General features: G+C 72.8%; 18 protein-coding genes and 2 tRNA genes. 1 reads left to right on the forward strand and 19 read right to left on the reverse strand.

The genetic code is table 11. The features are described from left to right. Window positions 1–219: 219 nt before the first annotated feature. From ACLQ20_RS16880 to ACLQ20_RS16910, 7 genes are all read right to left on the reverse strand, one after another. Entirely contained in the window at window positions 220–1,935 is a 1,716-nt protein-coding gene (locus ACLQ20_RS16880; protein WP_425856348.1) for a GTPase, read from the reverse strand. Beyond that, window positions 1,932–4,112: a GTPase gene (locus ACLQ20_RS16885; protein ID WP_327029288.1), complete on the reverse strand. Its 2,181-nt coding sequence runs from the start codon at window positions 4,110–4,112 to the stop codon at window positions 1,932–1,934. The genes ACLQ20_RS16880 and ACLQ20_RS16885 overlap by 4 nt, the downstream gene beginning before the upstream one ends. Window positions 4,113–4,478: 366 nt before the next feature. Beyond that, window positions 4,479–4,555 (reverse strand) — tRNA-Ile (locus tag ACLQ20_RS16890). 63 nt (window positions 4,556–4,618) lie between these two features. Beyond that, on the reverse strand, window positions 4,619–6,310 hold the full coding sequence (locus ACLQ20_RS16895; protein WP_327029289.1) for an insulinase family protein: 1,692 nt from the start codon (window positions 6,308–6,310) through the stop codon (window positions 4,619–4,621). Next, window positions 6,307–7,260: a hypothetical protein gene (locus ACLQ20_RS16900; RefSeq protein ID WP_425856356.1), complete on the reverse strand. Its 954-nt coding sequence runs from the start codon at window positions 7,258–7,260 to the stop codon at window positions 6,307–6,309. The genes ACLQ20_RS16895 and ACLQ20_RS16900 overlap by 4 nt, the downstream gene beginning before the upstream one ends. 43 nt (window positions 7,261–7,303) lie before the next feature. Then, a complete protein-coding gene (locus tag ACLQ20_RS16905; protein WP_425856357.1) occupies window positions 7,304–8,542 on the reverse strand; it encodes an NAD(P)/FAD-dependent oxidoreductase in 1,239 nt (412 codons plus the stop codon). 278 nt (window positions 8,543–8,820) lie between these two features. Beyond that, window positions 8,821–8,893 (reverse strand) — tRNA-Asn (locus tag ACLQ20_RS16910). Between the two features lie 269 nt (window positions 8,894–9,162). On the opposite strand from ACLQ20_RS16910, the gene ACLQ20_RS16915 reads away from it, so the two are divergent. Continuing rightward, window positions 9,163–9,567, forward strand: coding sequence for a hypothetical protein (locus ACLQ20_RS16915; protein ID WP_151455396.1), 405 nt, complete (start codon window positions 9,163–9,165; stop codon window positions 9,565–9,567). 93 nt (window positions 9,568–9,660) lie between these two features. Here ACLQ20_RS16915 and ACLQ20_RS16920 read toward each other — a convergent pair whose 3' ends face one another. The 12 genes from ACLQ20_RS16920 to ACLQ20_RS16975 all read right to left on the reverse strand — a co-directional run bounded on the left by ACLQ20_RS16920 (window position 9,661) and on the right by ACLQ20_RS16975 (window position 26,321). Further along, entirely contained in the window at window positions 9,661–10,668 is a 1,008-nt protein-coding gene (locus ACLQ20_RS16920; RefSeq protein WP_151455397.1) for a sugar phosphate isomerase/epimerase family protein, read from the reverse strand. 399 nt (window positions 10,669–11,067) lie between these two features. Beyond that, window positions 11,068–13,194: a ThuA domain-containing protein gene (locus ACLQ20_RS16925; protein ID WP_358116232.1), complete on the reverse strand. Its 2,127-nt coding sequence runs from the start codon at window positions 13,192–13,194 to the stop codon at window positions 11,068–11,070. Window positions 13,195–13,268: 74 nt separating this feature from the next. Further along, window positions 13,269–16,136: a PQQ-dependent sugar dehydrogenase gene (locus tag ACLQ20_RS16930; RefSeq protein WP_425856359.1), complete on the reverse strand. Its 2,868-nt coding sequence runs from the start codon at window positions 16,134–16,136 to the stop codon at window positions 13,269–13,271. 313 nt (window positions 16,137–16,449) lie between these two features. After that, complete coding sequence (locus ACLQ20_RS16935; RefSeq protein ID WP_151455400.1) at window positions 16,450–17,517, reverse strand: polyprenyl synthetase family protein; 1,068 nt, start codon at window positions 17,515–17,517, stop codon at window positions 16,450–16,452. Beyond that, entirely contained in the window at window positions 17,514–18,953 is a 1,440-nt protein-coding gene (locus ACLQ20_RS16940) for an alkaline phosphatase family protein (RefSeq protein WP_327029293.1), read from the reverse strand. The genes ACLQ20_RS16935 and ACLQ20_RS16940 overlap by 4 nt, the downstream gene beginning before the upstream one ends. Window positions 18,954–18,999: 46 nt before the next feature. Next, a complete protein-coding gene (gene eboE / locus ACLQ20_RS16945) occupies window positions 19,000–20,202 on the reverse strand; it encodes a metabolite traffic protein EboE (RefSeq protein WP_425856361.1) in 1,203 nt (400 codons plus the stop codon). Then, window positions 20,202–21,065, reverse strand: coding sequence for a TatD family hydrolase (locus ACLQ20_RS16950; RefSeq protein ID WP_425856363.1), 864 nt, complete (start codon window positions 21,063–21,065; stop codon window positions 20,202–20,204). Before ACLQ20_RS16950 ends, eboE begins: the two co-directional genes overlap by 1 nt. Next, window positions 21,065–21,667 (reverse strand): EboA domain-containing protein, encoded by a 603-nt coding sequence (locus ACLQ20_RS16955; RefSeq protein WP_425856366.1) that lies wholly within the window; start codon window positions 21,665–21,667, stop codon window positions 21,065–21,067. The genes ACLQ20_RS16950 and ACLQ20_RS16955 overlap by 1 nt, the downstream gene beginning before the upstream one ends. Before the next feature lie 35 nt (window positions 21,668–21,702). After that, the gene (locus ACLQ20_RS16960) at window positions 21,703–22,632 is read right to left on the reverse strand and encodes a sugar phosphate isomerase/epimerase family protein (protein ID WP_425856369.1); all 930 of its coding nucleotides are present in this window, start codon (window positions 22,630–22,632) and stop codon (window positions 21,703–21,705) included. After that, complete coding sequence (locus ACLQ20_RS16965) at window positions 22,629–23,483, reverse strand: SCO3242 family prenyltransferase (protein WP_425856371.1); 855 nt, start codon at window positions 23,481–23,483, stop codon at window positions 22,629–22,631. Before ACLQ20_RS16965 ends, ACLQ20_RS16960 begins: the two co-directional genes overlap by 4 nt. Next, window positions 23,467–24,627 (reverse strand): inositol-3-phosphate synthase, encoded by a 1,161-nt coding sequence (locus ACLQ20_RS16970; RefSeq protein ID WP_425856374.1) that lies wholly within the window; start codon window positions 24,625–24,627, stop codon window positions 23,467–23,469. Before ACLQ20_RS16970 ends, ACLQ20_RS16965 begins: the two co-directional genes overlap by 17 nt. 488 nt (window positions 24,628–25,115) lie before the next feature. Further along, the gene (locus ACLQ20_RS16975) at window positions 25,116–26,321 is read right to left on the reverse strand and encodes a Gfo/Idh/MocA family protein (protein WP_425856445.1); all 1,206 of its coding nucleotides are present in this window, start codon (window positions 26,319–26,321) and stop codon (window positions 25,116–25,118) included. Between the last annotated feature and the right edge of the window lie 48 nt (window positions 26,322–26,369).

Below are 26,369 nucleotides of genomic sequence, written 5' to 3' on the forward strand. Positions count from 1 at the left end.
AGCCACCGGCGTGCGGTGCTGCGCCGAGCAACGCCGCGGACATCCACGGGTTGACGCTGCCGTCGCGGAAGACGGTCGCGGCGAGGCTCCTCCCGGGCGCAGCGACCGCCGGATCGTGGTGCAGCCGGCGACCGGATCCGCCAACAGCACCATAGAAGGGCGTGTGGCGCGACGCATGATGGCATGCCGATCAGATGATGGCATCCGGGTGCGTCGCGGCTACCTGCCGCCTCCAGAACTTTCGGCGAGGAGGCGATCCGCTTCTGATGCGATCGCACTCAATTCGCGAGCGGCATTTCCGCGCGCGAGGTCAGCGCCGAGAACCTCGTCCTGCGCCGCTTCGACCCCGGCGAGGAACACATCCATGGGCGGGTCGATGATCTCCCAGAGCTGCCGGCGCGCATCGGCCGCGATCTTGTCAGCGTGCCCCATGATCTCAGTGACGAACGCCGCGTGCTGACGCTCGCTCTCGAGCTGAGCCCTACGCACTTCGCGTTCGCCTTTCCAGACCTCGTAGCCCGCCAGGCCGATCTGTATCGCGAAACCGCCGATCTTGGCGGCCTTGCCGATGTTGTCAGCGACCTTCAGCGCTTCCCAGGGCTTGAACTTCTTCCCGAACAGGTGGCCGACGTTCTTGACGACGTTGTGGCCGACCGACCCCGACGCGTTCTTGAGGCCGTCGCCTGCCCCCCACCAATTCTGACCCTTCGTGATCTGATCGGCGACCCCACGCCAGTCCACTGTCGACGTCAGTCGGTCCCGCGTGGCCTGGTCCGAGGGCATGACCCCCAGGCCGTCCGGCGTTCCCAGCGCGACGTTGCCCGAGGGATGAAGAAGGTGCTGAGCTCGATTGCTGTCGCCGATCTCCAGCAGCCGTTCCGACAACTTGTCGAGCTGCATCTCGGTCAGCCTGTTGATCGCGTGAGCGAATTGCTCGGCATGACGGTCGAGTGCCTCCACAAGCCTCGCCTCCGCCGCGTCGAGAGCATCTCCCGCCCGTGAGCCGTCAGCGGGAAGACTCGTCGCCGTATCGACGAACGCCGTCACGTTGACCAGGCACGCTGATTTGAACTCCGCCTCGGCCGCGAGGAAAGACGTCTCGATCATGTAGCGACGGTCGGAAACCGCGGAACGCTGCGCGGCGAGCAGGCCGAGCGCGTCCTGCGATTGGGGGTCTTCCGCGAACATCTGTTGTGCCTCGTCACACAGCTGGCGAATAAGGTGCAGTGGCTGCCGGAGCTGAGCGAGCTGCCCCCGGTCCTCACTGATCTTGTTGACCTGCAAGCGCAACTCGTCGATGCCGGAACGCGTTCGAAGCGCGTCGGCCCGGGGACCGCCATCCAGACTCCGCAGGTAATAGACGGAGTCCACTTCCGCGATCGGGAGATTGAACGCCGAGGTGCCGAGCGCGTCCTGTACAGCCTTGTCGCGCACGCCCTCAGCCGCCGCCTGCTTGCCGGCCTGCGTGATCACCACGATCATCTGCCCGAACAACTGGAGATCGTTCGCCAGGTGCCGCAGGTAGTCCCTGGATGCGTCGTCGAAGAGGTTCACGGTGATGACGAACAGGATGAAATCCGCCTCACCGATCGCACCGACGGCCAGCTCGTCGTGGCTCCGCAGACCCGACTGGACACCTGGCGTGTCGACGAGCGCCACCGCGCCGTCCCACTCGTACTCGGTGACGGCGTCGGTAGCTATGTCCGCGTCAATGACGGGTTCCACATCCCCGTCGGTCAACGCTTTGATCAGGCTCGACTTACCACTGCTGAATTGACCGGTGAGAACCATCCGCGGCTTCTGCCGGGATTGCATGCGTGCGCGGGTGAGAAGCTCCCCAGCGAGCACGCCGGAATTAGATCTCAACACGTGCTGCAAGCGTGACATCAGCTCCTGCGCACGCGATGGCAGTTCATGCACGAGAACGTTCGTCACGAGGTGCCTCCTTCGTCCGTTTCCTTGATTCGCACGTCGACCCCGGTGTGCACGCGTGCAAGAGCGCGCCATGCTTCCCAGACACCCGGGGCGACGGGCTCGTTCAGGGCTATGTCCAGGCTGTCCGGGCCCGTCTCGTGGACAGTCACCTCGCGATCCGCCAGGTGCCGGATGATCTGGAGCGCGTTGGCGCTCGCCGATGAGTGCGCCGACGTGGGCACGATTCGTTCCACGCACTCCGCCGCCGGGGAGAGCGTGAGCTCACTGAGATTTGGCTCCGAGACCTCGACCGCGATGCCCGCACCCCGCCAGCGGGTCGCACGGACGACGGCCGACGCCACCCGCTCCCGGCCCGTGCAGCGCAGCAGCTCACGACCGAGTTCGGTGTCGATCCGGGTGATCGCCGGCTCGACCTCGTCCGACGCGACACGCTGCAGCACCGCGATGGACCGCTCGAGCACGGCACAGGCCGCGTACTGCCGGGCGACTTCGTCCTCGACCGCATCGAGCCAGTCTCGCCGCACCCGGTCGCCCTCCGGCACGAGATCCTCCCGGAGCTTCATGAGCAGCTCCGACATCTGGTCGCGGACCTTCCGGCGGCGGCGCTCACGAACTTCCGCGGCGCTTCGGAACACTTCGTCACCGATCCAGTCGATGAACCGGTCGAGCCCGAGGAAACTGACGGCGAGTCCGATGACGCCGCCGGCGACCATACCGATCGCGGTCCCGAGACCAGGCGTCAGAAAGGTGCCGGCGACCGCGCCGGCCTTCGCGCCGAGTGCGAGCCCGCCCAGTCCCACGGCGAGACGCCCACCAGCCTTGACCGCGCGATTGCCCCAGACCGCGCCTCTTCCCTCGAGGTCACGGAAGCCACTGACGCCGAGCCCCGCCCAGTCGTCGGCCACATCGATCGCGACGCCATTCAGGTCGGCATTCAGTCGCTGCCCGGCGTCAGCGACGGACCGCTCGACTTCCTTGCGGAGGACGGCGATCTCGCGGTTCAGCCGTTCGTTGATCTCGTCGAGATCCTGGTCGACGTCGACGCTCTCGGCCCAGCGCTCACGGGCGGTGATGGCTGCCGCGAAGGCCGCTTTGATCTCCTCGTGCGCATCGTCCACCCGCCGGAAGGCGCGCTTACGGAATTCGAGCTGCATCCCCATGCTCGCCGTGAGCGCCGAGGACGCCGTGACGTGTGCGTCCGCCAGGGCGCTGGCGGCGTCCAGGAGCGCGAGACGCAGGCTGTCGCAGATACTGACGATGCGCCGCTGTTCGACGGTGCGGTCCGATTGGAAGCGAAGCGCGCTGATCAGGGAGTCGATCCGGCTGTTGGCGTGCAGGGTGTGGGATTCGTCGGCGCCCAGCGAACCCGAGCGTGCCAGTTGGGCCGCCTGGGCGTGAATCGCCACCGCGTCGATGTAACGCCCACCGGCGCGCAGAAGGTGACGGCGGATCGGCGCCAGGTTCCCTTCCGCGTCACCTCCGAACACAAGTCCGGGTTCTTCGAGCATGTCCAGCAGCCCGATCTCTTTCGTGACGTCGGTGAGACAGTTCAGAGCCACGAGGATCGGCTTGCCAAGGTCCGACAGCCGTTCCAGCGCACGCCCGGTCTGTTCCTGCGTCGCTTGATCGGTGGCCACCCAGAGGATCAGATCCGCGTCGGCAACCTGACCGAACGCAACCTCGTAGTCCTCTCCTCCGTCCATGGCGCCGACACCCGGGGTATCGACGATCTCGACGCCGATCTCTTTCGCGACCCGGACACAGGAATCTCGGGAGTATCGCTGCCTACCATCGCCGACGCGCTCCCCATCGCCGGCCGACAGATACTCGAACAGAGTGCTCTTGCCGGCCATCGTCCGGCCCATCAGGACGACGCGGAACGGCCGTTCGACATCACGGTCCGCAAGGGACTCACAGACAGCTTCAAGGCGTACCGCGCTGTGGCGCAGAAACCCGACGGCATCCCCGAGCGACCGGCGATGTTCACTGGCGCCGAGCCACACATCGATCTCCTGCGATGCCCGTGTCAGCTCGCGAGACACCTCTCGCCCGCCGGTGACCAGGAACGCCCGGAACGCAGCGGGCACGGTCGACGACGACTCATCCGCCCCGAAGATCCGCTCTCGTGCCGAATCCTGACCCGACGTACTGGGCTGGCCGGAAATCCGCCAGGTCACGGGTAGACCTCCGCCTTGATGGACATTTGGGGCAGCGAGCGCAAGGTGCGAGCCTGCACCTCCCGCTGTGACCATGCAACCGCTGCGCGCAGGCCGGCTGTCGTCATTTCACGCAGCCGCCCGCGCTCCCGACTCCCAAAGAGCATGAGCTCCGAAATTGCGCACACCGACATGCGGGGTTCCAGGGGGTAAGGCACTGCCGGACCAGGCAAGCCAGAGGTAGCACCCTACGGATCCTCCCGCTGTCATTGTCGGCTCCGCCTGAAGACTGGTTCAGGCACAGATTCTGTGAGTTGTGCTCGCGGGTAGTTCGGGTTGGGTGCCGGGGTGGAGATCATCGTGGCGTTGCTGCCGCATCTGGTTGCCTGGTGGGGCGGGCGGGACTCGAACCCGCGACCGAGGGATTATGAGTCCCCTGCTCTAACCGGCTGAGCTACCGCCCCAATACCGCGCCGGATCTTATCCCGCCCGGTGGATCACCGGCCAGCACGAAACGGCGCCGTCGCTCATCGGCGTCGCCGGCGTAGCAGCACGATGGGCAACGCGAGGATAACAGTGAGCAGCCATCCCACCGCGATGACGCCCCACAGCCAGCCCTCGTCGCTCTCGGCCGTCTCGGTGATGAACATGCCGAGGGTCAGCAGGAAGGTCCCCCCGCCGATCGCCAGCGCGGCGAGGCCGCTGACGACCATCAGCGGGATCTCCCACCAGGAGCGCTTCGCCGGCTCCCGCCGTTCGGTGCCGGCAGCGGCCTGCGGCTGCGGGATGCGGTCCGGGTCGCGGGCCGGCATGGCCACCTGCCGGTCGGCCGGCACCTGGGAGTCGATCACCCGGATCGCCCCGGGGTGCAGGTCGAACATGGTCGGTTCGATCCGCATCGAGATGGCGTCGTCGCCGATGAGCTGCCGGGCGCCGTCGGGCCAGGTGAGCATGAGGGCGCATTCGGCGTACCGCACGGTGAGCGGGCCACCGCGGCCGAGCCAGCTCACCCCGTCCACGCCGACGTGCAGCTCGCCGTCGCCTTCCTTCTCCCGGTAGGGGGTGCCGGCGACCGTGTCGGGCGAGCGGGTGGGCGCTGCGACGAAGCCGGCCCAGTCGGCCCGGTGCCCCTCGGGAACCATCAGCAGCGCTCCGGCCAGCACCTCGCGGGCCACCTCGTGCACGTCGTCCGTGCTGACGTCCTTCAGCTCGGCGCGGTGCTCGTCGACCGTGAGGTTGCGCTCCCCGGTGAGCACGTTGAAGGCGTACGACGGCAGCCGCGCCGCGTCCACCTCGGCGGTGCCGAGGAAGTCCTGCCGCTTCGCCACGACGGCGTCGAGGTCGGCCTGTTCGATCCGGCCGACCCGGAGCTTGGCGAGCGTGTCGACGAAGCCGCCGAGCACGGCGTCCTGCTTCTCCGGCAGCGCGTCGGCCAGCGCCCGCAGCGTCGCGTGGCCGTCGCCGCGCGGCTCGTAGCCCGCCGTCGTCTGGTAGGAGAGCCCGGCGTCCTGGCGCAGCGCCCGGTACAGCTCGCGCTCCAGCACCCCGGCGAAGACGCTCGCGGCGGTCCGGCGCCGCACGACGGCGTCCAGCACCACCGCCCGCGAGCCGCCGACGAAGTACGCGGGGGTCTGCGGCAGCGCCGACGACGCCGCCGGCACCGGCTGCCGTACGCCCTGGGGCAGCGTCAGGCGCAGCCCGGCGGGGACGGCCTTCCCCGCGATCCAGAGCACCGCGTTCTCCCGGGTGAACCAGCGGGCCGCCCACTGCCGCAGGTCGTCGGCGGTCAGCGCGGAGAGCCCCCACTCCGGGTAGCTGGTGATGCCGAAGTCGCGGGCGCCGTGCCGCCACAGCGGGATGTCGTCGACGGCGGCCGTGCCCCGGCTGCTGTACTCGGTGCGCAGGATCTCCTTCTCCACGTCGAGCCGACCGGTCGGCAGCTCGGTCAGGTTGGCGCAGACCGAGGTGAGGAAGGTGGCGATGTCCTGCGCGGAGCCCTGCATGTGGAACGTGGTGAACACCGGCGCGGTGGCACCGTTGACGTGGTAGTCGGCCAGCCCGAGGGGGGCCAGCGCGAGGTGTTCCAGCAGGTGGGTGATGCCGCTGCGGGCGAGCGTCTCGTCGGCGGTGCCGACCCGGAAGGTCAGCCCGGCGCGCATCGGCCCGCCGGTGGGGGCGAGCAGCGTGGGCACCCCGTCCACGTCCAGTTCCTGGATCATGACCGCCCACCCTTCGCGTACGCCTTGTCGCGGAACCGCTGGAACTGCTTGGTCGCGTCGCCGTCGATGTAGCCGAACATCGCCTCGTCGCCGAGCGGCCCCATGGCCGCGAACTGCTGTGCCGCCGCCTGGTACTCGTCCAGCAGGCAGAAGGCCATCGCGAAGACGCTGCGCACCCAGACCCAGCCCCAGTCGTTGCGGAACTCGGGGTGCCAGACCGACTGCTGCGCCGCCTGGTGGATCTCGCGCTGCACGTGCGCGCCGCGCAGGTGGGCGCTCGCCTCGCGGAGGTCGTCGTGGTCGAGCGCCTCCTCCAGGTGGGCCTCGACCACCAGCACCGCGTTCGGGGCGCCGGGCGGGGCGGCGTCGGCGCACTCCCGGGCGAAGCCGTGCGCCCGCTCCCAGGTGCCACTCCACTTGGGACAGAACTGTTGCAGCAGCGAGGCCTGGGCCGGCAGGTGGTGCGGGTGGTGCTTGGCGAGCTGGTCGTAGCGGCGGCGGGCCTCCGCCTGGCCGAGCTCCAGCCCGCGCGCGTTGGTGATCCGCTGCGTCCAGGCCGCCGCGTCGTCCGGGTACCGGGCGGTGACGTCGATCAGCACCTGCTCGGCGCGCCGCAGGTGGGCGTGGAACTGGGCGAACTGGTCCCGGCTGACGTGCTGCGCCCGGTAGGACGAGCGGATCCGCCAGCCGGCGCGGATCAGGTGCGACCCCAGCAGGGCGCCGGCGAGCGCGTCGTCGGGCCGCTGCGCCAGCACCTCACGCAGGAACTCCTCGATGTCCTCGGCCTCGCCGGCCTCGCCGACGAGGAAGGTCCGGCCGTGCGGGTCCTGCCCGTCGACGAGCGCGCGCAGGGCCGGCCAGTCGCGCGCCGCGAGGGCCGCGCGCACCTGACCGACCTGGGGGTACGCCGCCGCGGCGTCGAGGTTGGGCGGCGGAAGGGGTGCGGGCATGGCGAGGAGCATAAGTGATCTTCAACGGGACGTGACCCTCCGTTCAGCCGGTACGCAGCTCCGACAGGACGGCCCCGGCGGCCCGCCAGCCGCTGGCGAGGGCACCCTGGATGGAGGGGCTGTCCCGGTGGTCCCCGGCCACGAACAGGCCCTCCCCCAGCGCCACCGGCTTGCGCAGCCGCCCCTGCGGCGGGGGCGCGGCGGGCAGCGCGTCGGGGATGGACACCGTGGTCAGGTGGGTCCAGTCCGCCGTGGACCGGCCGTAGAGCCGGGTGAGTTCCGCCCGTACCGTCGGCTCGGGCGGGGCCGACGGGCCGACCACCGAGGTGGCGACCAGGTGCCGCCCTGCCGGCGCGTACGTGGGCGCGGCCCTGCTGACCACCACCGTGTTGGCGACGATCTCGCGCCGGTCGCCGTCGAGGAGCAGGATCGGCTCGTCCAGCGGCGGCTCCGGCGCGCTGTGGTAGTAGGTCGTGTAGGCGTGCGTGCGTACCGCCGGCAGACCCGGCAGCAGCGTGGCCGCCGCCGGCGGGTCCACGGCGACCACGACGGCGCGGCAGCGGAGGTCGCCGGCCTGGGTGCGGACCCGGCCGGGCGCGACCTCGGCGACCGGGGTGTCGAGGTCGATCAGCTCCGCCGGGAGCGGGTCGGCGACGGCGCGGGGCAGCGCGGCCATCCCCTCGGCGGGCAGGCCGATCCGGCCCCGGGCGAAGGAGCGCAGCACCATGGCGAGCACGTGGCTGGAGGTCTCCAGTTCGCGGTCGATGAGGACCCCGGACAGGAACGGCCGCAGCAGCTCCTCGACGATCGTGTCGGAGAGGCCGGCGCGGCGCAGCGCGGCCTCGGTGGTGGTCTCCGGGGCGGCGAGCAGCCGTTCCTTCGGCAGGGTGGCGCAGCCCGTGGCGAGCGCGGCGAACCGTAGCCGGTCGAGCAGGGAGCCCACGCCGGCCAGCGCGGTGCCGGGCGCGCCGGTGGGTTCGCGCAGCGGGTTCACCAGACGGGCCAACCGGTCGCCCCTGCGCACCAGCACGCCGGACGTGAAGTGTCCGAGGCGCAGCCGGTCGACGTCGAGCAGGGCGCCGATCCGGGGGTACGCGGTGTTGAGCACCTGGAAGCCCCGGTCCAGCAGGTAGCCGTCGACGGCGTCGGTGGCGACCCGGCCGCCGAGCCGGCCGCCGGCCTCCAGCAGCCGCCACGGCACACCCGCGCGGTGCAGCCGCCGGGCCACGGCAAGCCCGGCCAGGCCGCCGCCGACCACGACGACATCGGTCTCGGCGAGCATCGCGCACCTCCCGCTCTCCGTCCGGAACAGCCGGCCCGGCCACTCACCTACCCACGAATCGACGCACCGATCGACGCAGCGGGAGTCCAGGTCGACAGCGACCATCCTGCCGGGCGAGCGGCCCGGGGGTGGGCGAAACAGGTCGTCCCGCACCTGGCGGGCACGATCTTCGCCACGACGGATCCGGGCGACGGCCGGCAGGCGCGCGACGACCGGCAGACACGGGGCGGGAACGGCGAACGCCCGCCGGCGTGGCCGACGGGCGTCTGGTGTGGAAGCTCCCCCGTTTGGACTCGAACCAAAAACCTGCCGGTTAACAGCCGGCTGCTCTGCCAATTGAGCTACGGGGGACCGCTGTGTCGTCCGGTGCCGATCTCGCTGCGCCGTGCGACGGCACAAGAGTACAGGATTCCGGGGGGTGTTGGTCCAGGGGGTTACCGCTTCGATCGGCGCCCGCGCACACGACAATAAACCCGGACAAATCGTCATCCCGGCACAAGGAGGTATGAGCGGAGAGCAGGATGGGTAGTTAGCTGCAGACAGAGAAGGCAGGCGCGATTTGGTCGCCTCCGGCGGGGTAACCGTCGGTCGACGGCGCGTCAGGTACGGAAGGAGCCGCCATGCGCGGAAAGATGATGTTCCTTGGCGGGCTGGCTGCGGGATTCGTCCTGGGCGCCCGTGCCGGTCGGGAGAAGTACGAGGAGCTGGTGATCCGGGGCCGCAAGGTGCTCGACCACCCGACCGTCCAGGAGGCGGCCGGTGTCGCGCAGGCCCAGGCGACCCGCCTCTACAGCGAGGGCAAGGACAAGCTCGGCCAGTCGAAGCTGGGCGAGAAGCTCAACAGCAACGGCCACAAGCAGGAGCTGACCGCCGCCGACGACGCGTTCGCCGGCACGCCGGCCACGGTCGGCGCGAAGAGCTCCACCGGGTCGTCGAGCACGGCCTCGGCCTCCGGGTCGACGTCGACCACCGCCACGCCCCGTAGCAAGCCGTCCAGCTCGGGCACCAACGGCAGCACCCTCTGATCGCACCTTCGCGCGGGCCGGTCGCCTCCGGGCGACCGGCCCGTTCGTGTGCGGGCCCCGACTTCGGCCCGCCCGGGTGCGACCCCGGGGCGGTCAGTCCTTGCTGGTGAACGCGGCGTCGAAGGCCGCGGCCGGGGCGTCGAAGGCGAGCCGGCGGACGAACTGCAACGCCTCCGGGGCGCCGACGAGGCGGTCCATCCCGGCGTCCTCCCACTCGATCGAGATCGGGCCGGCGTAGCCGATCGCGTTCAGGGCCCGGAAGCAGTCCTCCCAGGGCACGTCGCCGTGGCCGGTGGAGACGAAGTCCCAGCCGCGCCGCATGTCCGCCCATGGCAGGTGCGAGGCGAGCCGGCCCCGCCGCCCGTCCCCGGTGCGCACCTTCGCGTCCTTGCAGTCGACGTGGTAGATCCGGTCGGCGAAGTCGAAGATGAAGTTCACCGGGTCCAGCTCCTGCCACACGAAGTGCGACGGGTCCCAGTTCAGCCCGAACGCGGGCCGGTGCCCGACCGCCTCCAGCGCCCGCTTCGTCGTCCAGTAGTCGTACGCGATCTCGCTCGGGTGCACCTCGTGGGCGAAGCGCACGCCCACCTCGTCGAAGACGTCCAGGATCGGGTTCCACCGGTCGGCGAAGTCCTGGTAGCCGCGCTCGATCATCGACGGCGGCACCGGCGGGAACATCGCCAGCGTGTGCCAGATCGACGAGCCGGTGAAGCCGACGACGGTGTCCACCCCGAGCTTCGCCGCCGCCCGCGCGGTGTCCTTGATCTCCTCGGCGGCACGGCGGCGTACGCCCTCGGGCTCGCCGTCGCCCCAGATCCGGGCGGGCAGGATGCCCTGGTGCCGCTCGTCGATCGGGTGGTCGCAGACGGCCTGGCCGACCAGGTGGTTGGAGATCGCGAAGACCTTCAGGTTGTGCTTCGCCAGGGTCTCGCGCTTCCGCTCGACGTACGAGTCGTCCGCGAGCGCCCTGTCGACCTCGAAGTGGTCGCCCCAGCAGGCGATCTCCAGCCCGTCGTAGCCCCACTCGGAGGCGAGGCGGCAGACCTCGTCGAACGGAAGATCGGCCCACTGGCCGGTGAAGAGCGTGATGGGTCGCGCCATGGTGCTTCTCCCCTGTGGTGATGGGGGATTCCGTGGGTATGTGACCGGGGCGAGGGTGACCGGGCAGGGCCGGTGCGCGGCGGGCCACGGCGGGACACCGGTGGGTACGCGTGCGCACCTGGACCCGCCGGGTTGCGCCTCCCGCCGGTCACCGGCAACCGCCACGGTCGCCGCCCCCCACTCTAGTGCCTCGTCACGCAGCCTTGAACGGGTGATCCATGGCTCCGTGGGCGGTGGTGGCCGCCGGCGGTCCGCGGGTGAAGGAGTCGTAGGGACGCTGTCGAGCTGAGTCGTCTGTGACATCGGTGGGGTGACGTCCGGGCCGCGCTGTGCACCGGACGGCGATGAATCGTCTACGACATCAGCTCGACAGCGTTCCGCGTGTGGATCCTCCGCTCGTCAGCGGATACGGGTGCCGACGGGCGGCAGGGTCCACTTCTGGTTGGCGTTGGTGTGACAGGTCCACAGGTGCACGGCCTGACCGTCCGCCGGGTTGTTGCCCGAGACGTCCAGGCACTTGCCGGTCTGCGGGTTCTTCAGGGTGCCGTCCGCCTGGGCCGACCAGTTCTGCGCCCCCGTGCCGTTGCACGTCCACAACTGGATCTTCGTACCGTCGGCCGACGCGCCGCCGGAGACGTCCAGGCACTTGCCCAGCGCCTTCACCGTCGAGTTCGGCGTCACCGTCCACGTCTGCGCGGCGGACCCGTTGCAGCCGTGGATCTGGATCTGGGTGCCGTCGGCCGTGGCGCCGTTGCGCACGTCCAGGCACTTGCCGCCCAGGCCACGGATCGGGCCGGTGCCGGTGCCGCCGCTCCCCTTGACCAGGGTGAAGTCGTCCACGTCGAAGAGCCCCGTGCCCGAGCCGGTGAAGGTCAGGTAGAGCGTGCCGGTGCCGGACGGCACACCGGAGAGGGCGGCCGTGACGTCGGCGAAGGTGTTCCAGCCGCCGGTGTTCGGCACCGCCACCGAGCCGAGGACGGTGCCGGTCGCGGAGCCCGTACGCACCTGGATGGTGCCGCCCGGCCCGCCGGAGACGACCCGCGCCCGCAGCGACGTCGTGCCGGTCAGGTCGAGCCCGGCGTACGCGGCCCAGTCCCCGGGGTCGATGTGGCCGAGGGTCTGCCCGCCGTTCGCGCCGGCCTTGGTGAACGGCGAGACCCCGGAGGCGGAGCTGAACGCCTCGGCCTGGACGGTGTTCCCGACCGGCGGGTTGACGCCGAGTTCCTTGATCCGGATGTTGCGGAACGAGGCGTCGTCGCCGGTGCCGTGGTTCTGGAGCCCGATGTGGCCGGCGAGCGAGCGGACCGGGTCGGTGTTGGTGAAGTCGTTGATCTTCACGCCGTTCAGGAAGACCTGGAGGCGCTCGCCCTCGACGAGCAGCTCGTAGGTGTTCCACTCCCCCGGCGGGTTCAGCGCCGCGTCCCGGGCGGCGATGTCGGCGGACTTGAAGGTGTAGACGGCGCCGGTCGTGCGGTCGGCCGCGTCCGTGGCGTCGATCTGCACCTCGTAGCCGTTGTTCACGGCCGACCAGGGGTCGCTCGACGGCGGAAAGCCGATGAAGACGCCGGAGTTGTCGTCGCCGGCGAGCCGCCAGTCCAGCTTCAGCGAGTAGTTGGTGAACTGCTTCGCGCTGTACCAGTACAGGCCCATCCCGCCGACCGAGGTGAGGGTGGCGTCGGCGTTGCTGAAGCTGCCCGGCCCGGCCTGGGACCAGCCGGTGGTGGAGCCGTTGTAGAGCGGCGTGTAGCCGGTCTCGGGCCGGCAGTCGGCCTTGGCCCGGCCGGCCGCGTACCGGATGCCGCCGAGCAGGTGGGCACGGAAGGCCGGCTCGGCGTACGACGCCTGGGTGTGCCCGCCGCCCGTGTAGAAGGACCGGCCGCCGCTGTAGGTCTTGCACCAGGAGTGCGGGTGGTCGGCGCCCATCGAGCCGCCCGAGTAGGAGGACTCGTCGAGGGTGGCCAGCACCCGGGCCGTGGACCGGGCGTTGGTCTGGTAGTTGTACCACTCGTCGGTGCGGGGCCAGGTCTGCGGCAGGTGCGCGGTCGCCGGGTGCGCCCGGTTCTCCGCCTTCACGTTGGCCTGCTGGATGGCCGGGTGCGAGGCGAAGTACGCCCCGACGAGGTTGCCGTAGAAGGACCAGCCGTACTCGGTGTCGGCGGCGGCGTGCACGCCGACGTACCCGCCGCCGGCGCCGATGTAGGACTCGAAGGCGCTCTGCTGCGTGCCGTCGAGCACGTCGCCGGTGGTGTTGAGGAAGACCACCGCCTCGAAGCGGGACAGGTTGGCGGTCGTGAACTGGGCGGCGTCCTCGGTGGCGGTGACAGTGAAGTTGTTGGCCGCGCCGAGGTCGCGGATCGCCTGGGTGCCGACCGCGATGGAGTCGTGCCGGAAGCCGGCCGTCTTGGAGAAGACCAGCACGTCGTACGGGGCGTCGGCGGCGCTGGCCGGCGTGGCCGGGGTGGTGCAGGCGAGGACGGCGAGGACGGCGGTGGCCGCGCCGAGGAGGGGTCGGAGGAGTCTGCGCATGTCGCTCTCCAATGCCGGGGCTGTCAAGGGCCTGCCGGGGCGGGGAGGGGCGTCGTGCCCCTCCCCGCCTCAGGTCAGGGCAGGGTCCACTTCTGGTTGGCGCCGGTGTGGCAGGTCCACAGGTGCACGGCCTGGCCGTCGGTCGGGGTGTTGCCCGAGACGTCCAGGCACTTGCCGGTCTGCGGGTTCTTCAGGGTGCCGTCCGCCTGGGCCGACCAGTTCTGGGCGCCGGTGCCGTTGCAGCCGTACAGCTGGATCTTCGTGCCGTCGGCGGACCCGCCGCCGGAGATGTCCAGGCACTTGCCCAGCGCCTTCACCGTCGAGTTCGGCGTCACCGTCCACGTCTGCGCGGCGCTGCCGTTGCAGCCGTAGATCTGGATCTGGGTGCCGTCGGCGGTGGCCGCGTTGCGTACGTCCAGGCACTTGCCGCCGAGCCCGACGACCGGGCCGGTGCGGACCCCCGCCGAGCCGGTGGTGAAGGCGAACGTGTCCACGTCGTAGAGCGCGCCGGTGCCCGTGCCGGCGAACGTGAGGTAGAGCGTGCCGGTGCTGGCCGGCGCCCCGGAGATGCTGCCGCTGACCGTGGTGAACGCGTCCCAGGCACCGGTGACCGGCACGGTCGCGGAGCCGAGCACGGTGCCCGTCGGCGAGCCGAGCCGCACCTGGAGGGTGCCGCCGGCGCCGGCCGAGGAGACCCGGGCGCTGAACGAGGTCGCGTTGTCGATCCGGTACGGCTCGAACGCGATCCAGTCGCCGTTGTTGATGTCGCCGACGGTCCTGCCGCCCTCGGCGGTGCCCTTGTCGAAGGTGCCGACGCCGGAGGAGGTCTTGAAGTGCTCCGCCTGGCGCTTGCGCGGCTGGAGGGTGTGCTGCTTGTGCGTGGTCAGCCCGCCCGCGTCGGTGTACTCGGCGTCGAAGACGGCGAAGATGTTCGCCGCGTCGTCGTGTTCACCGTCGACGGGGATGGTGATCGAGCCGGAGCAGCCGTTCTTCGAGGTGATCTGGTGGCCGTGGTTGTCGTGGCCCAGCACGTACGTCATCTTGACCTTGGTGCAGTCGATGGCGGCGTCCTCGGGGTCGGTCACCGTGATGCTGAACGGCACGGTGTCGCCGTAGCTGAACAGCTTGCCGTTGGCCGGGCTGTTGATGGTGACCGTGGGCGCGGTGTTGCCGACGCCGATCTGCACGTTCGCCGTGCCGGTGGCGCCCTGGGGGTCGCGTACGGTCAGGGTGACCTGGTAGGTGCCGTTGGCGGTGTACGTCTTGCTGGGGTTGGCCGCCGTCGAGCTGGTGCCATCGCCGAACGCCCAGGAGTAGGTGAGCGCCCCGCCCTCCGGGTCGCTGGACCCGGCCGAGGAGAAGTTCACGGTCAGCGGGGCCGCGCCGGAGGTCTTGTCGGCCGCGGCGACGGCGGTCGGCGCCCGGTTGCCGCCGGCGATGTAGTCGTAGCGGTAGAGCGCCGAGTTGGCGTCACCGTTGAAGTAGCCGGTGCCGTAGTCGAGGATGTAGAGCGCGCCCTCGGGCCCGAACGCCATGTCCATGATCTGCTTGCCGTTCCACGGGAACGTGTCGATTCCGCCCGGGCTGCCGTCGGCGTTGAGGTGGATCGGCTTGACCCAGCCCCGGCCGAGTTCGCCGGCGAAGAACTGCCCGTCGAAGGACTGCGGGAACTTGGTGGTGGAGTTCAGCGCGGCGTCGTAGCGGTAGACGGGGCCACCCATCGGCGACTCGGAGCCGCCGCCGAACTCGGGCGGGGTGCCGGCGTCGCCGGCGTACCGGATCCAGGCCGGCTTCGCGCCGGGCAGGGTGGGCAGGCCGGTGTTGCGGAACGAGTTGTTGGTCGGCCCGCCGGAGCAGTTGTACTTCGCCCCGGCGGTCCCGGCGGCGAAGTCCCACTCGGCGTACGTCTCGGTGGCGGTGTTGGTGCCGGTGCAGTACGGCCAGCCGTAGTTGCCGGGCCCGGTGACCCGGTTGAACTCCACCTGGCCGCTCGGCCCCCGGGCGCTGGTGGTGCCGGCGTCCGGGCCGTAGTCGCCCACGTAGACGATGCCGGTGGCCCGGTCCACGCTCATCCGGAACGGGTTGCGGAAGCCCATGGCGTAGATCTCGGGGCGGGTCCGTGCGTCCGAGTCGACGAACATGTTGCCCGCCGGGATCGAGTACGTGCCGTTGGCGTTCACCTTGATCCGCAGGATCTTGCCGCGCAGGTCGTTGGTGTTGGCCGCGCTGCGCTGCGCGTCGTACGCGGGGTTGCGGTTGGTGCGCTCGTCGATGGGCGCGTACCCGGCCGAGTCGAACGGGTTGGTGTCGTCGCCGGTGGAGAGGTAGAGGTTGCCGGCGGCGTCGAAGTCGATGTCGCCACCGACGTGGCAGCACATGCCCCGGTCGGCGGGCACGTCGAGGATGTCGACCTTGCTGCCGGTGTTGATCGTGAAGTCGGCGTTGAGGGTGAACCGGGAGAGGCGGTTGACGCCCTGCCAGGCCGAGAAGTCGGTGCCGGTCGCCGGCGCGTCGCCGGCCGGGGTGGACAGCGGCGGGGCGTAGTAGAGGTAGATGTGCCGGTTGCTGGCGAAGTTCGGGTCGGCCCCGACGCCCTGCAACCCCTCCTCGTCGTGGGTGTAGACCGGCAGCGTGCCGATCACGGAGGTGGTACCGGCGGAGTCCGTACGCCGGACGGTGCCGTTGCGGGCGGTGTGCAGGACCGACCGGTCCGGCAGCACCGCGATCGTCATGGGCTCGCCCACCTCGGCGACGCCCTTGGCGAGGGTGACCTGCTGGAAGTCGGTGCCGACGATGGGGTGGGCCTGGGCCGGGCCGGGGCCGCCCAGCGTGGCCGGGCCGGCGCCGAGGGCGACCGTGCCGGCGGTGGCGACCAGCAGCAGCGCCGAGGCGGCGGAGAACCGTCGTCGGAGCCGTGGGATGGGGGCGTCCTGGGTGGACATGGGTGTGCCGTCCCTTCCTGACGAGTGACTGCCAGGGCGGGCGCGCGCCGTCGCGCCGGATGCCGTAGCGGGGGATGCGGTCGGCCCGCCGGGGTGCCGTGCCCGGCCAGCCGCGACCTGCGAGGGATGGAGTGGACCCCATCGATCGGAGGTCACCAGTCGATGGGTTCCCGCGCCGCCGGTTCACCTCGACGAAACAGATTCGTGATGGCCCGACATTAAATGGCGGACATCGATGTGTCCATACCTTCCGCCGATTCGGCACCAACTTTCGTCGATCCCGTCAAAAGTCGCCGCCTGCCGGAGCCTCGACTCAATGGGGACGGTCGACGGCCTGGGCGGCGAGGGCGGTCAGGGCGGCACGGGCCTCGGCGGTCACCGGGGTGGACCCCAGGGCCGCCAGGGCGGCCTCCGCGCGTACCCGGATCATCTCCTCGATCCGCTCGCGAGCCCCGGTGCCCTCGATGATCTTCCGCAGCTCGCCGGCGCCGTCACTGTCGAGCGCCGGGTTGCCGAACAGCTCCCGCAGCCGCGCGGCCTGCGCCCGGTCGGCGGCGCCCCGGGCCAGCGCCATCATCACCGTCGGCTTGCCCTCCCGCAGGTCGTCCAGGATCGACTTGCCGGTGACCGTCGGGTCGCCGAAGACCCCCAGCACGTCGTCGCGCAGTTGGAACGCGTCGCCCAGCGGGTCGCCGAACTCGGCCAGCGCGGCCAGCAGCTCCGGCCCGGCCCCGGCCAGCGTCGCCCCGATCTGCAACGGCCGGGTGACCGTGTAGCGGGCCGCCTTCATCCGGACGACGGTCAGCGCGCTCGCCACCGACCCGTCGCCCACCCCGGAGACCAGGTCCAGGTACTCCCCCGCGATCACCTCGGTGCGCATCAGCGCGTAGACCGCGTACCCCCGGTGCACCCGCCCCGCGTCCAGGCCGCACTCGTGGAACATCTGGTCGGACCAGGCGGCGCAGAGGTCGCCGCAGAGCAGCGCGGTGTTGCGCCCGTACGCCTCGGGGTCGCCGCGCCAGGACGAGCGGGCGTGCAGGTCGGCGAAGAGCCGGTGCACCGACGGCCCGCCCCGGCGGCGGTCGCTGCCGTCCAGGATGTCATCGTGGATCAGCGCGAACGCGTGGAACAGCTCCAACGCGGCGGCGGCCGTCACGATCGGGGCGCCGTCGGGGCCACCCGCGCCCCGCCATCCCCAGTAGCAGAAGAGCGGGCGCAGCCGCTTGCCGCCGGCCAGCACGAACCGGTGCAGCGCGGTGAAGACGCCCCGGGGCGCGCCGTCCGGCCAGTCCCGGCCCTGCCGGTCGAGGAAGGCGGCGAGCGCGGCGTCGAACCGCGCCCGCAGCCCGCTCGTGTCGGTCGGGGCGACGACGGCGGTCACGCCTCCTCCCCGGACGGTCCCGCCGACGCCGGGGTGGGCGACCCGGCCGACGCCGGTGCCAGCCCCGCCAGCTCCAGCAGGAGTGCCTTGACCTCGGTCGCGGCGACCCGGTCCCGCGCGGCGGACGGATCGGAGCAGAGCAGCACCGGCCCGTCCGCCGGATCGGCCGGGAGCCGGCCGTGCGACCCGCGCACCGCCCGGGCGCCGGCGTCCAGCCCCACCACGCTCATCAGGTAGCGCATCCCGAGCTTCTTGCGCGCCAGCGCCACGGCGGCCCGCCGCTTCGCCGCCAACGGTGCGGCCGGGTCGAGAAACAGCTCCGCCGGGTCGTAACCCGGCTTGCGATGAATGTCCACCAGCCGGGCGAAGTCGGGCGCGCGGGCGTCGTCGAGCCAGTAGTAGTAGGTGAACCAGGCGTCCGGCTCGGCGACGAGCACCAGCTCCCCGGCGCGCGGGTGGTCCAGCCCGTGCGCGGCCCGGCCGTCGGCGTCGAGCACCTCGGCCACCCCGGGCAGCCCCGCGCAGAGCGCCGCCACCGCCGGCACGTCGGCCGGGTCGCGGACGTGGACGTGCGCCACCTGGTGGTCGGCCACCGCGAAGGCCCGCGAGGTCCACGGGTCGAGGTACTCCATGCCGGCCTGGGTGTGCACCCGCAGCAGCCCCTCGGCGCGCAGCAGCCGGTTGACGTCGACCGGCCGGGAGACGTCGGTGATGCCGTACTCGGAGAGCACCACCACGGTCGCGTCCCGGGCGCGGGCGGCGTCCAGCAGCGGCCCGAGCACCCCGTCCAGCTCGGCCGCCGCCGCGGCGGCCCGGGGCGACGACGGGCCAAAGCGTTGCAGGTCGTAGTCGAGGTGCGGGACGTAGACCAGGGTCAGGTCCGGCGCGTGGTCGGCGAGGATCCGCTCGGCGGCCCGGCAGATCCACGCCGACGACGCCAGCCCCGCGCCCGGCCCCCAGTAGCTGAACAGCGGGAAGGTGCCGAGCCGGTCGGTGAGGGCGTCGTGCAACTCCGGCGGGTCGGTGTAGCAGTCCGGCTCCTTGCGCCCGTCCGCCCGGTAGACGGGGCGAGGGGTGACCGTCCAGTCCACGTCGGCGCCCATCGCGTACCACCAGCAGACGTTGGCCACAGTGAAGCCCGGCTCGACCCGGCGGGCCGCCTGCCACAGCTTCTCGCCGCCGACCAGGGCGTGGTGCTGGCGCCAGAGCAGCACCTCGCCGAGGTCCCGGAAGTACCAGCCGTTGCCGACGATCCCGTGCCCGGCCGGGAGCTCCCCGGTGAGGAACGTCGACTGCACCGGGCAGGTCAGCGCGGGCAGCACGGTGCCCAGCTCCGCGCGGAAGCCGGCGTCGGCGACCGCGCGCAGCCGGGGCATGTGCGCCAGCAGGCGCGGGGTCAGCCCCACCACGTCCAGCACCACCAGCCGCCGACTCATGCCGGCACCCCCGCGCCGTGTCGACGGTTCACTCGCTGACGCCCGCTCATCGCCGTACCTCCGCCGTCGCCGGGGCCGCCCGGCCCGCCGGCGCCAGGCCCAGGGCGAGCAGCTCGGCGCGGGCGAAGGCCAGCTCCGCGGCGATGCCGGCGGCCAGCTCCGCGTCGGTGCGCGGGCGCCGCGCGGCCGGCAGCACCCCCCAGGTGTACGTCTCGACGTCGAGGTGGTCGCAGCCCGCCTCCGGCCCGGCGTAGAGCGTGGCCAGCGCGGCGCGCAGCACCGGCAGGGTCGAGCCCAGCGGCGGCTCGGGCGGGGCGTGCAGCGGCACGTGGTAGTGCACCCGCCACGGGCCGGGCAGCCGCGCGGCCAGGGCGGCGTCCAGGTCGTCGGCGGCGTGGGCGGGGTCGGCAGGGTCGGCCGCCCCCGCGCAGCCTGCCGCCCGGGTCTGGTGCAGGAAGCGCGGCTCCACCCAGCGTCGCAGCGCCGGCGTCGCCTCGGCGGGCGCCTCGATGGCGGCCGAGACCTGCACCTTCACCACCGGCAGCCCGGCCGTGCGCAGCCGGCCCAGCGCCTCGGCCGGCGCCTCCCAGGCGCAGGCGAGGTGGGCGAGGTCCAGGCAGACGCCGAGCCGGTCGGTGTCCACGCCGGCCAGGGCCGCGACGGCCTGCCCGGTGCTCTCCACCACGCAGCCCGGCTCCGGCTCGAACCCGACCCGCACGCTCCGGCCGGTCGCCCGCTCGACGGCCGCGAGACCGGCCGCGAGCTGGTCGAGCCGGTGGCGGGCGGCGTCCACGCGGGCGGCGTCCCAGGGCCGCCGCCAGGCCAACGGCAGGGTGGAGACCGAGCCCCGGGCCGCGTCGTCGGGCAGCAGGTCGGCGAGCACCCGCGCCAGATCCAGGGTGTACGCGAGCCGCCCGCCTGTCGTCCAGTCCGGGTGGTAGACGTCGCCCTTGACCACGGGCGCCTGGAAGGCCGCGTACGGGAAGCCGTTGAGCGTGACCACCTCCAGCCCCCGGGCGGTCAGCGCGGCCCGCAGCCGGCGACGGGCGGCCGGGTCGGCGGCCAGCTCGGCGGCGACCGGGGCGGCCAGCCACAGCCCGAGGCCGAGCAGGTCGGCACCGAGCGCCTCGCGTACGGGCACGGCGTGGGTGTCCAGCTGGCGCAGGATGCCGGCGAGGTCCTCGGCGGGGTGCACGTTGGTGCAGTAGCCGAGGTGGACGGGGTCGCCGCCGGCGTGCCGCAGCCGCATCAGCTGCCGCCGCGCAGGATCGAGTTGCCCGCCCAGGTGCCGATCGGCGGGTCGGCGGCGTGCTCCAGGTCCGTCAGGTCGAGCCGACCGGACCGGCCGTAGAACTCGACCGGGTTGCGCCACAGCACCCGGTCCACGTCGTCGTCGGTGAAGCCGGCCAGCAGCATCGCCTCCCCGGTGGCCCGGGTGAGCAGCGGATCCGAGCGCCCCCAGTCGGCCGCCGAGTTGACCAGCACCCGCTCCGTCCCGTACGCCCGCAGCAGCTCCACCATGCGCGGCGGCGACATCTTGGTGTCGGGATAGATGGAGAAGCCCAGCCAGCAGCCGGTGTCCCGGACCAGCCCCACCGTCACCTCGTTGAGGTGGTCGAGCACCACCCGGCCCGGCTCGACGCCGGACTCGGCGACCACGGCGAGGCTGCGTTCGACGCCCCGCGCCTTGTCCCGGTGCGGGGTGTGCACCAGGGCCGGCAGGTCGTGGGCCACGGCCAGGGCGAGTTGGGCGGCGAACGCCTCGTCCTCCTCCGGCGTCATCGAGTCGTAGCCGATCTCGCCGACCGCCACCACGGCGTCCTTGTCGAGATAGCGCGGCAGCAGGTCGAGCACCGGGCGGCAGCGCGGGTCGTTGGCCTCCTTCGGGTTCAGCGCGACCGTGGCGTGGTGGCGGATCCCGAACTGCCCGGCCCGGAACGGCTCCCAGCCGACCAGCGAGTCGAAGTAGTCGGCGAAGGAGGCGGGGCTGGTGCGGGGCTGGCCGAGCCAGAACGCCGGCTCCACCACCGCCCGGACCCCGGCGGCGGCCATCCGCTCGTAGTCGTCGGTGGTCCGCGAGGTCATGTGGATGTGCGGGTCGAAGATGCGCATCAGGCCTCCTGGATTTCGCGCAGCCGGGTGAGCAGGTCGGTCGCGTCCGCCGGCATGGCGCGCCCGGCGGCCTGCCGCTCGGCGGCCAGCGACGCGAGCATCGCGGCGAGTTCGCCGTCGGCGCGGGCGTCGAGGTCGTGCACCACGGCCAGCGGCACGCCGGTGAAGACGCACTTGAGCACCGCCTGCCGCCAGGCGTCCGGGTCGAGGTGCCGGGCGTACGGGCCGAGGGCGGCGGCCAGCAGCCGGGTGTCGTTGGTGCGGATCGCGTCGTGCAGCAGTGGCGTCCCGGCCGCACCGACCGGCAGCAGCGGCAGCGCCTTGAGCACGGCCCGCTTCTCGGCGGCGTCGCCCTGCCGGTAGCGGGTCTCGGCGTGGGTCGCGTGGTCGGTCGGCAGCGCGGCCAGCAGCAGGGCCCGGGCCGCCTCGTCGGCGCTCCAGCCGGGTGCCCCGGGCAGCGGTGCCCGGCCGCAGCGCCGCCCGGCGGCAGGGAAGAACCGCTCGATCGTCGCCGGTTCGGCCGCCACCCGCCGCAGCGCCGTGTCGAGCCAGTCGGGTTCGGGTACGCCCCGCAGCGCGGCCCGCAGTGAATCCGGTGTCATCCCGTCTCCTCCCTCGTGCTGCCGACGTGGCCCCGTCACCGTTGCTGGCGTGCCGCCTCCTTCGCGGCGGCGCGCAGGAAGTCGAGCGAGCGGGCCGCGACGGCGGGGGCGGCGTGCGAGTGCCGGGGCAGCTCCACGGCGACCAGGCCCCGGTAGCCGGCGTCGCCCAGGGCCCGCAGCACGGGCGGGAAGTCGATCTCCCCCGCGCCGAACTCCAGGTGCTCGTGCACGCCCCGGCGCATGTCGTCGATCTGCACGTTGACCAGGTACGCGCCGACCTCGCGTACGCACTCGGGGACCGGCCGCGGCTCCAGGCAGCGGCAGTGCCCGATGTCGAGGGTGATGCCGAAGCGGTCCGGATCGCCGAGCGCGCCGCGCAGCCGGCGCCAGCCGGCGATGTCCTCGACCAGCATGCCCGGCTCCGGCTCGAAGCCGAGCGTCGTGCCGGCCGCCTCGGCGGCGTCGACCACCGTCGCGCAGCCGGCGACCAGCCGGTCCCAGGCGGTCTCCTGTGCGACAGCGTCGGGGCGTACGCCGGACCAGAGGGAGACGGCCTCCGCGCCCAGGTCGGCGCCGATCCGCACGGCCCGGCGCAGGAACTCGACGCGCCGCGCCGGGTCGTCGTGCAGCAGCGTCGGGGCGTGCTTGTGCCACGGGTCGAGCAGGTAACGGGCGCCGGTCTCGACGACCACGGCGAGGTCGAGCGCCGCGAGCCGGCGGGCCACGGCGGCCACCCGGCGGGCCAGCGCGGGCGCGAACGGGTCGAGGTGGTCGTGGTCCAGGGTGAGCGCGACGCCCTGGTAGCCCAGGTCGGCGACGACGGCGAGCGCGTCGGTCAGCCGGTGGTTGGCGAACCCGTTGGTGCCGTAGCCGAACCGGAGCCCGCCGTCGGCCGCGCCGGCCACCACCGTGCCCCGGGGGCCCGGCGCGGGGCGGGTCGGGGCGGGGCGGGTCGGGGCGGTCATGTCGGGGAGATCCTTCGGGCGAGCCGGCCGCCGAGCGGCGCGGCCGCCGCCACCGCCAGCCCCAGCAGCCCGGCCCCGGCGCGTGCGGTGAGGGCGCCCTGCAACGCGGGCAGCCCGGTGATGCCGGCTCCCACCGCCGCCCGCACCCGGCCGGCGCGGGGGTCGGCTACCGCCCGGGCCTGGGCCGCGCCGTAGCGGGCCGCGTACCAGCCGGCCAGCAGCGCCGGCAGCGCGGCCCGGTCGGGGCGGGGTCGGACGACGGCGCCCGCCGCGACCAGGGCGGTGCCGGCGAGGGTACGCAGCGGCAGCGCGGCGTCGGCGCCGGTGACCTCGCGGCGGGAGAGCGCGGTGACCGTCCACGTGTGCGCGGCCACGGTGACCGCCGCCGGCACCGCCCGCAGCGCCCGTCCACCCGTCGCACCGAGCAGCACGTCCAGCCCTCGGCAGGCGGCCATCACGGCCGGCCCGGCGGCCGTCGACTTCGCCGCCAGGTCGTACCCCCAGACGGCGGCGGCGAGCGGGACCGCGACCGTCGCGGCGCGCCGGCCCCCGGCGGCGGTGGCCAGCGCGACCCCGGCGGCGGTGAGCCCGGCGGCGAGGCCGAGCGCGGCCCCGGGGGCCACCCGGCCGCTGGGGATGGGCCGCTCGGGGCGTTCGACGGCGTCCAGCCGGCGGTCGGCCCAGTCGTTGGCGGCCATCCCCGCCCAGTAGAGCAGGACGGACGCGGCGGCCAGCGCGGGCGTACGCCGCCCGAGCGTGCCGGCGGCTGCCGCCCCGGCGACGACGTCCCCGGGCACCGAGAGCGCGGCCGGCGCCCGGACCAGTTCGGCGAGGTCAGCGAGGCGCGGCATCGGTGCCTCCCGCGTGCAGTCGGTGGGCGAAGCCGCACAGTCGGGTCCACTGGTCGGCCAGCGAGTGGGTGGGCGTGCCGAGCGGGTCCTTGAAGAAGAAGGCGAGGTCGGTCAGGGGGCCGGCGTGGCCGGCGGCGTGCGCGGCGGCGGTGAGTCGGGCCAGGTCGAGCACGAGGGGCGCGGCCAGGGCGGAGTCGCAGCCGTGCCAGGTGAACTCCATCCGCATCCCGGTGCCGAGGAACCCGGCGAACGTGATCAGGTCCCAGGCGGTCTTGAAGTCGCCCAGCGCCTCGACGTACTCGATGCGGGTGCCGCCCTGCGGCAGGTGGCCGAGGGTCTCGCCGAGCACGCGCTGCTTGCTCTCCACCTTGGCCGCGTTGGCCGCCGGGTCGGCGAGGGTGGCGCCGTCACCGCCGCCGAGCAGGTTGACCCCGGACCAGGAGCGCACCGCCAGGTGCCGCATCGCGAACATCGGCGCGAGCACCGACTTGACCAGCGTCTCCCCCGTCTTGCCGTCGTGCCCGGCGTACGGGATCCCGCGCTCGGCGGCCAGCGCCACCAGGGCCGGCAGCCGCAGCCCGGTGGACGGGGTGAAGTCGACGTACGGGCAGCCCGCCCGCACCGCCGCGTACGCGTAGAGGGAGCTGGGTGGCAGCACCTCGTCGGGGCCGGCGAGCGCGGCGGCCAGCGCGCCCGGGTCGGCGTGGCCCGGGTGCGGGCGGGCGGCGGGTTCGGTGGCCGAGACGTTGACCACCACCACCCGGTCCAGCCCGTGCCGGCGGCGGAAGTCGGTGAGGTCGCGTACGGTCGCGGCGGCCCGGTCCGCCTGGGTGCCGCCGGCGGGGGCCGGACGCAGCTCGCGTTCGACGGCGGCCAGCTCGTCGGGGAGGGTGGCGACCAGCCGGCCGGGCAGCACGCCGGCGGCGGCCAGGGTCTCGGCCCGCTTCGCCAGCGGAGTGGTGACGACGTCGTGCCCGCCGAGGAACAGGTCGGTGAAGGCCGGCAGGGCGGGCCCGCGCAGGTCGGGCAGCTCGGTGACGCAGCCGGTCGGGCCGGTGAGCCCGGACCGCAGGGCGAGCGCCCCCACGATGCTGGTGGTCGCGACCGAGCCGCGTGCTCCCACCAGCCAGACACCCGTACGCATGGTGCTCCTTCCCGATCAGGAGGAACCAGCCGTGCATTGAGGTATATAGATATCAGAAGTTTGTTCAGAAAGATACGCATCTATGCGGATGGGCCCCGTCCGCCGGCCGCCCCGGGAGGAGCCCACCGGTCCGGTGTCGACGTCGGCGGCGACGACCCCGGTCCGGTTCCCGGCGCGGACACGGACGGACGGGGCTGGCAGGCAGGGCCGGTCGGCGTCCCGTCCCTGCCTCCCCCGCATCCGCCGGTCGGGACGACGGCGCGCGCCGACCGGACGTCGTGGGGGTGACACGGCCCCGGCAACGGTCGCCGGGTGGTGACGGTCCTCCGGTGCGACCGGGGAATCCCGGTCCGGCCGCACCGGACGACCGTTCTGCTCGTGCGTCACCGGGCCACGCCGGCCCGGCCGCACGTCCTCCGGCTCCGACCTCGTCCCGGCCGCGGGGCGCAACCGCGGCCGGTCCCTCGCCGGTCGGCGCCGGAGTCGGCTCAGGCGGCGACCGTGGCCAGGGCCGGCTCCACCTCGGTCCACGAGGAGCCGAGCTCCGCCGACCGGGTCACCGCGTCCAGCACCAGCTGGACCTGCAACCCGTCGACGAAGGAGGGCGCCGGGTCGACTCCGGTGGCGACCGCCTCGACGAAGTCCCGCGCCTGGTGGGTGAAGGAGTGCTCGTATCCGATGAGGTGGCCGGGCGGCCACCACGCGGACATGTACGGGTGCTCCCCCTCGGTCACCAGGATGCGGCTGAAACCCTGCTCGGCGGCGGGTCGCGTCGCGTCGTAGAACTCCAACTCGTTGAGGCGCTCCAGGTCGAAGGCCACCGTGCCCAGCGAGCCGTTGATCTCCACCCGGAGGGCGTTCTTGCGTCCCGTGGCGAAGCGGCTCGCCTCGTACGTCGCCAGCACGCCGCCGTCGAGGCGGGCCACGAAGACCGCCGCGTCGTCGACGGTGACCGCCCCGGTGGCCGGGCGGTGGCCGTCGGCGCCGTTGCCGTCGGCCGCCGCCCCGTCCACCGTCGCCGCCAGCCCGCTCGACCCGGCCGGCAGCGGCCGCTCCTTGACGAACGTCTCGGTGACCGCGCTGACCCCGGTGATCCGCCGGCCGGTGACGTACTGGGTCAGGTCGATGATGTGCGCGCCGATGTCGCCGAGCGCGCCGGAGCCGGCCTTGTCCCGCTGCAACCGCCACACCAGGGGGAACTGCGGGTCCACGATCCAGTCCTGCAGGTACGTCGCCCGGACGTGCCGGATCACCCCGAGCCGCCCGTCGGCGACGAGCTGGCGCATCATCGCGACCGCCGGCACCCGCCGGTAGTTGAACCCGCACATCGACCGCACCCCGGCGGCCTGCGCGGTGACCGCCGCGGCGGCCATCGCCCGGGCCTCGGAGACCGTGTTGGCCAACGGCTTCTCGCACAGCACGTGCTTGCCGGCGGCCAGCGCGGCGAGGGCGATCTCGGCGTGGCTGTCCCCGGGCGTGCAGACGTCGACCACGTCGATGTCGTCCCGGGCGATCAGGTCGCGCCAGTCGGTCGTGTGCGCGTCCCAGCCGAGCCGGTCGGCGGCGTCGGCCACCTTCCCGGCGTCCCGGCCGCAGATCAGCGACATCCGGGCCCGCGCCGGCAGGTCGAACACCCGGTTCACGGTGCGCCACGCCTGCGAGTGCGCGGCGCCCATGAACGCGTAGCCGACCATGCCGACCCGCAGTTCTCTGTCTGTCGTGGACAAGGTGGGTCTCCCCCC

The organism is Micromonospora sp. DT46 (assembly GCF_049841735.1).
GTDB lineage: Bacteria > Actinomycetota > Actinomycetes > Mycobacteriales > Micromonosporaceae > Micromonospora > Micromonospora reichwaldensis.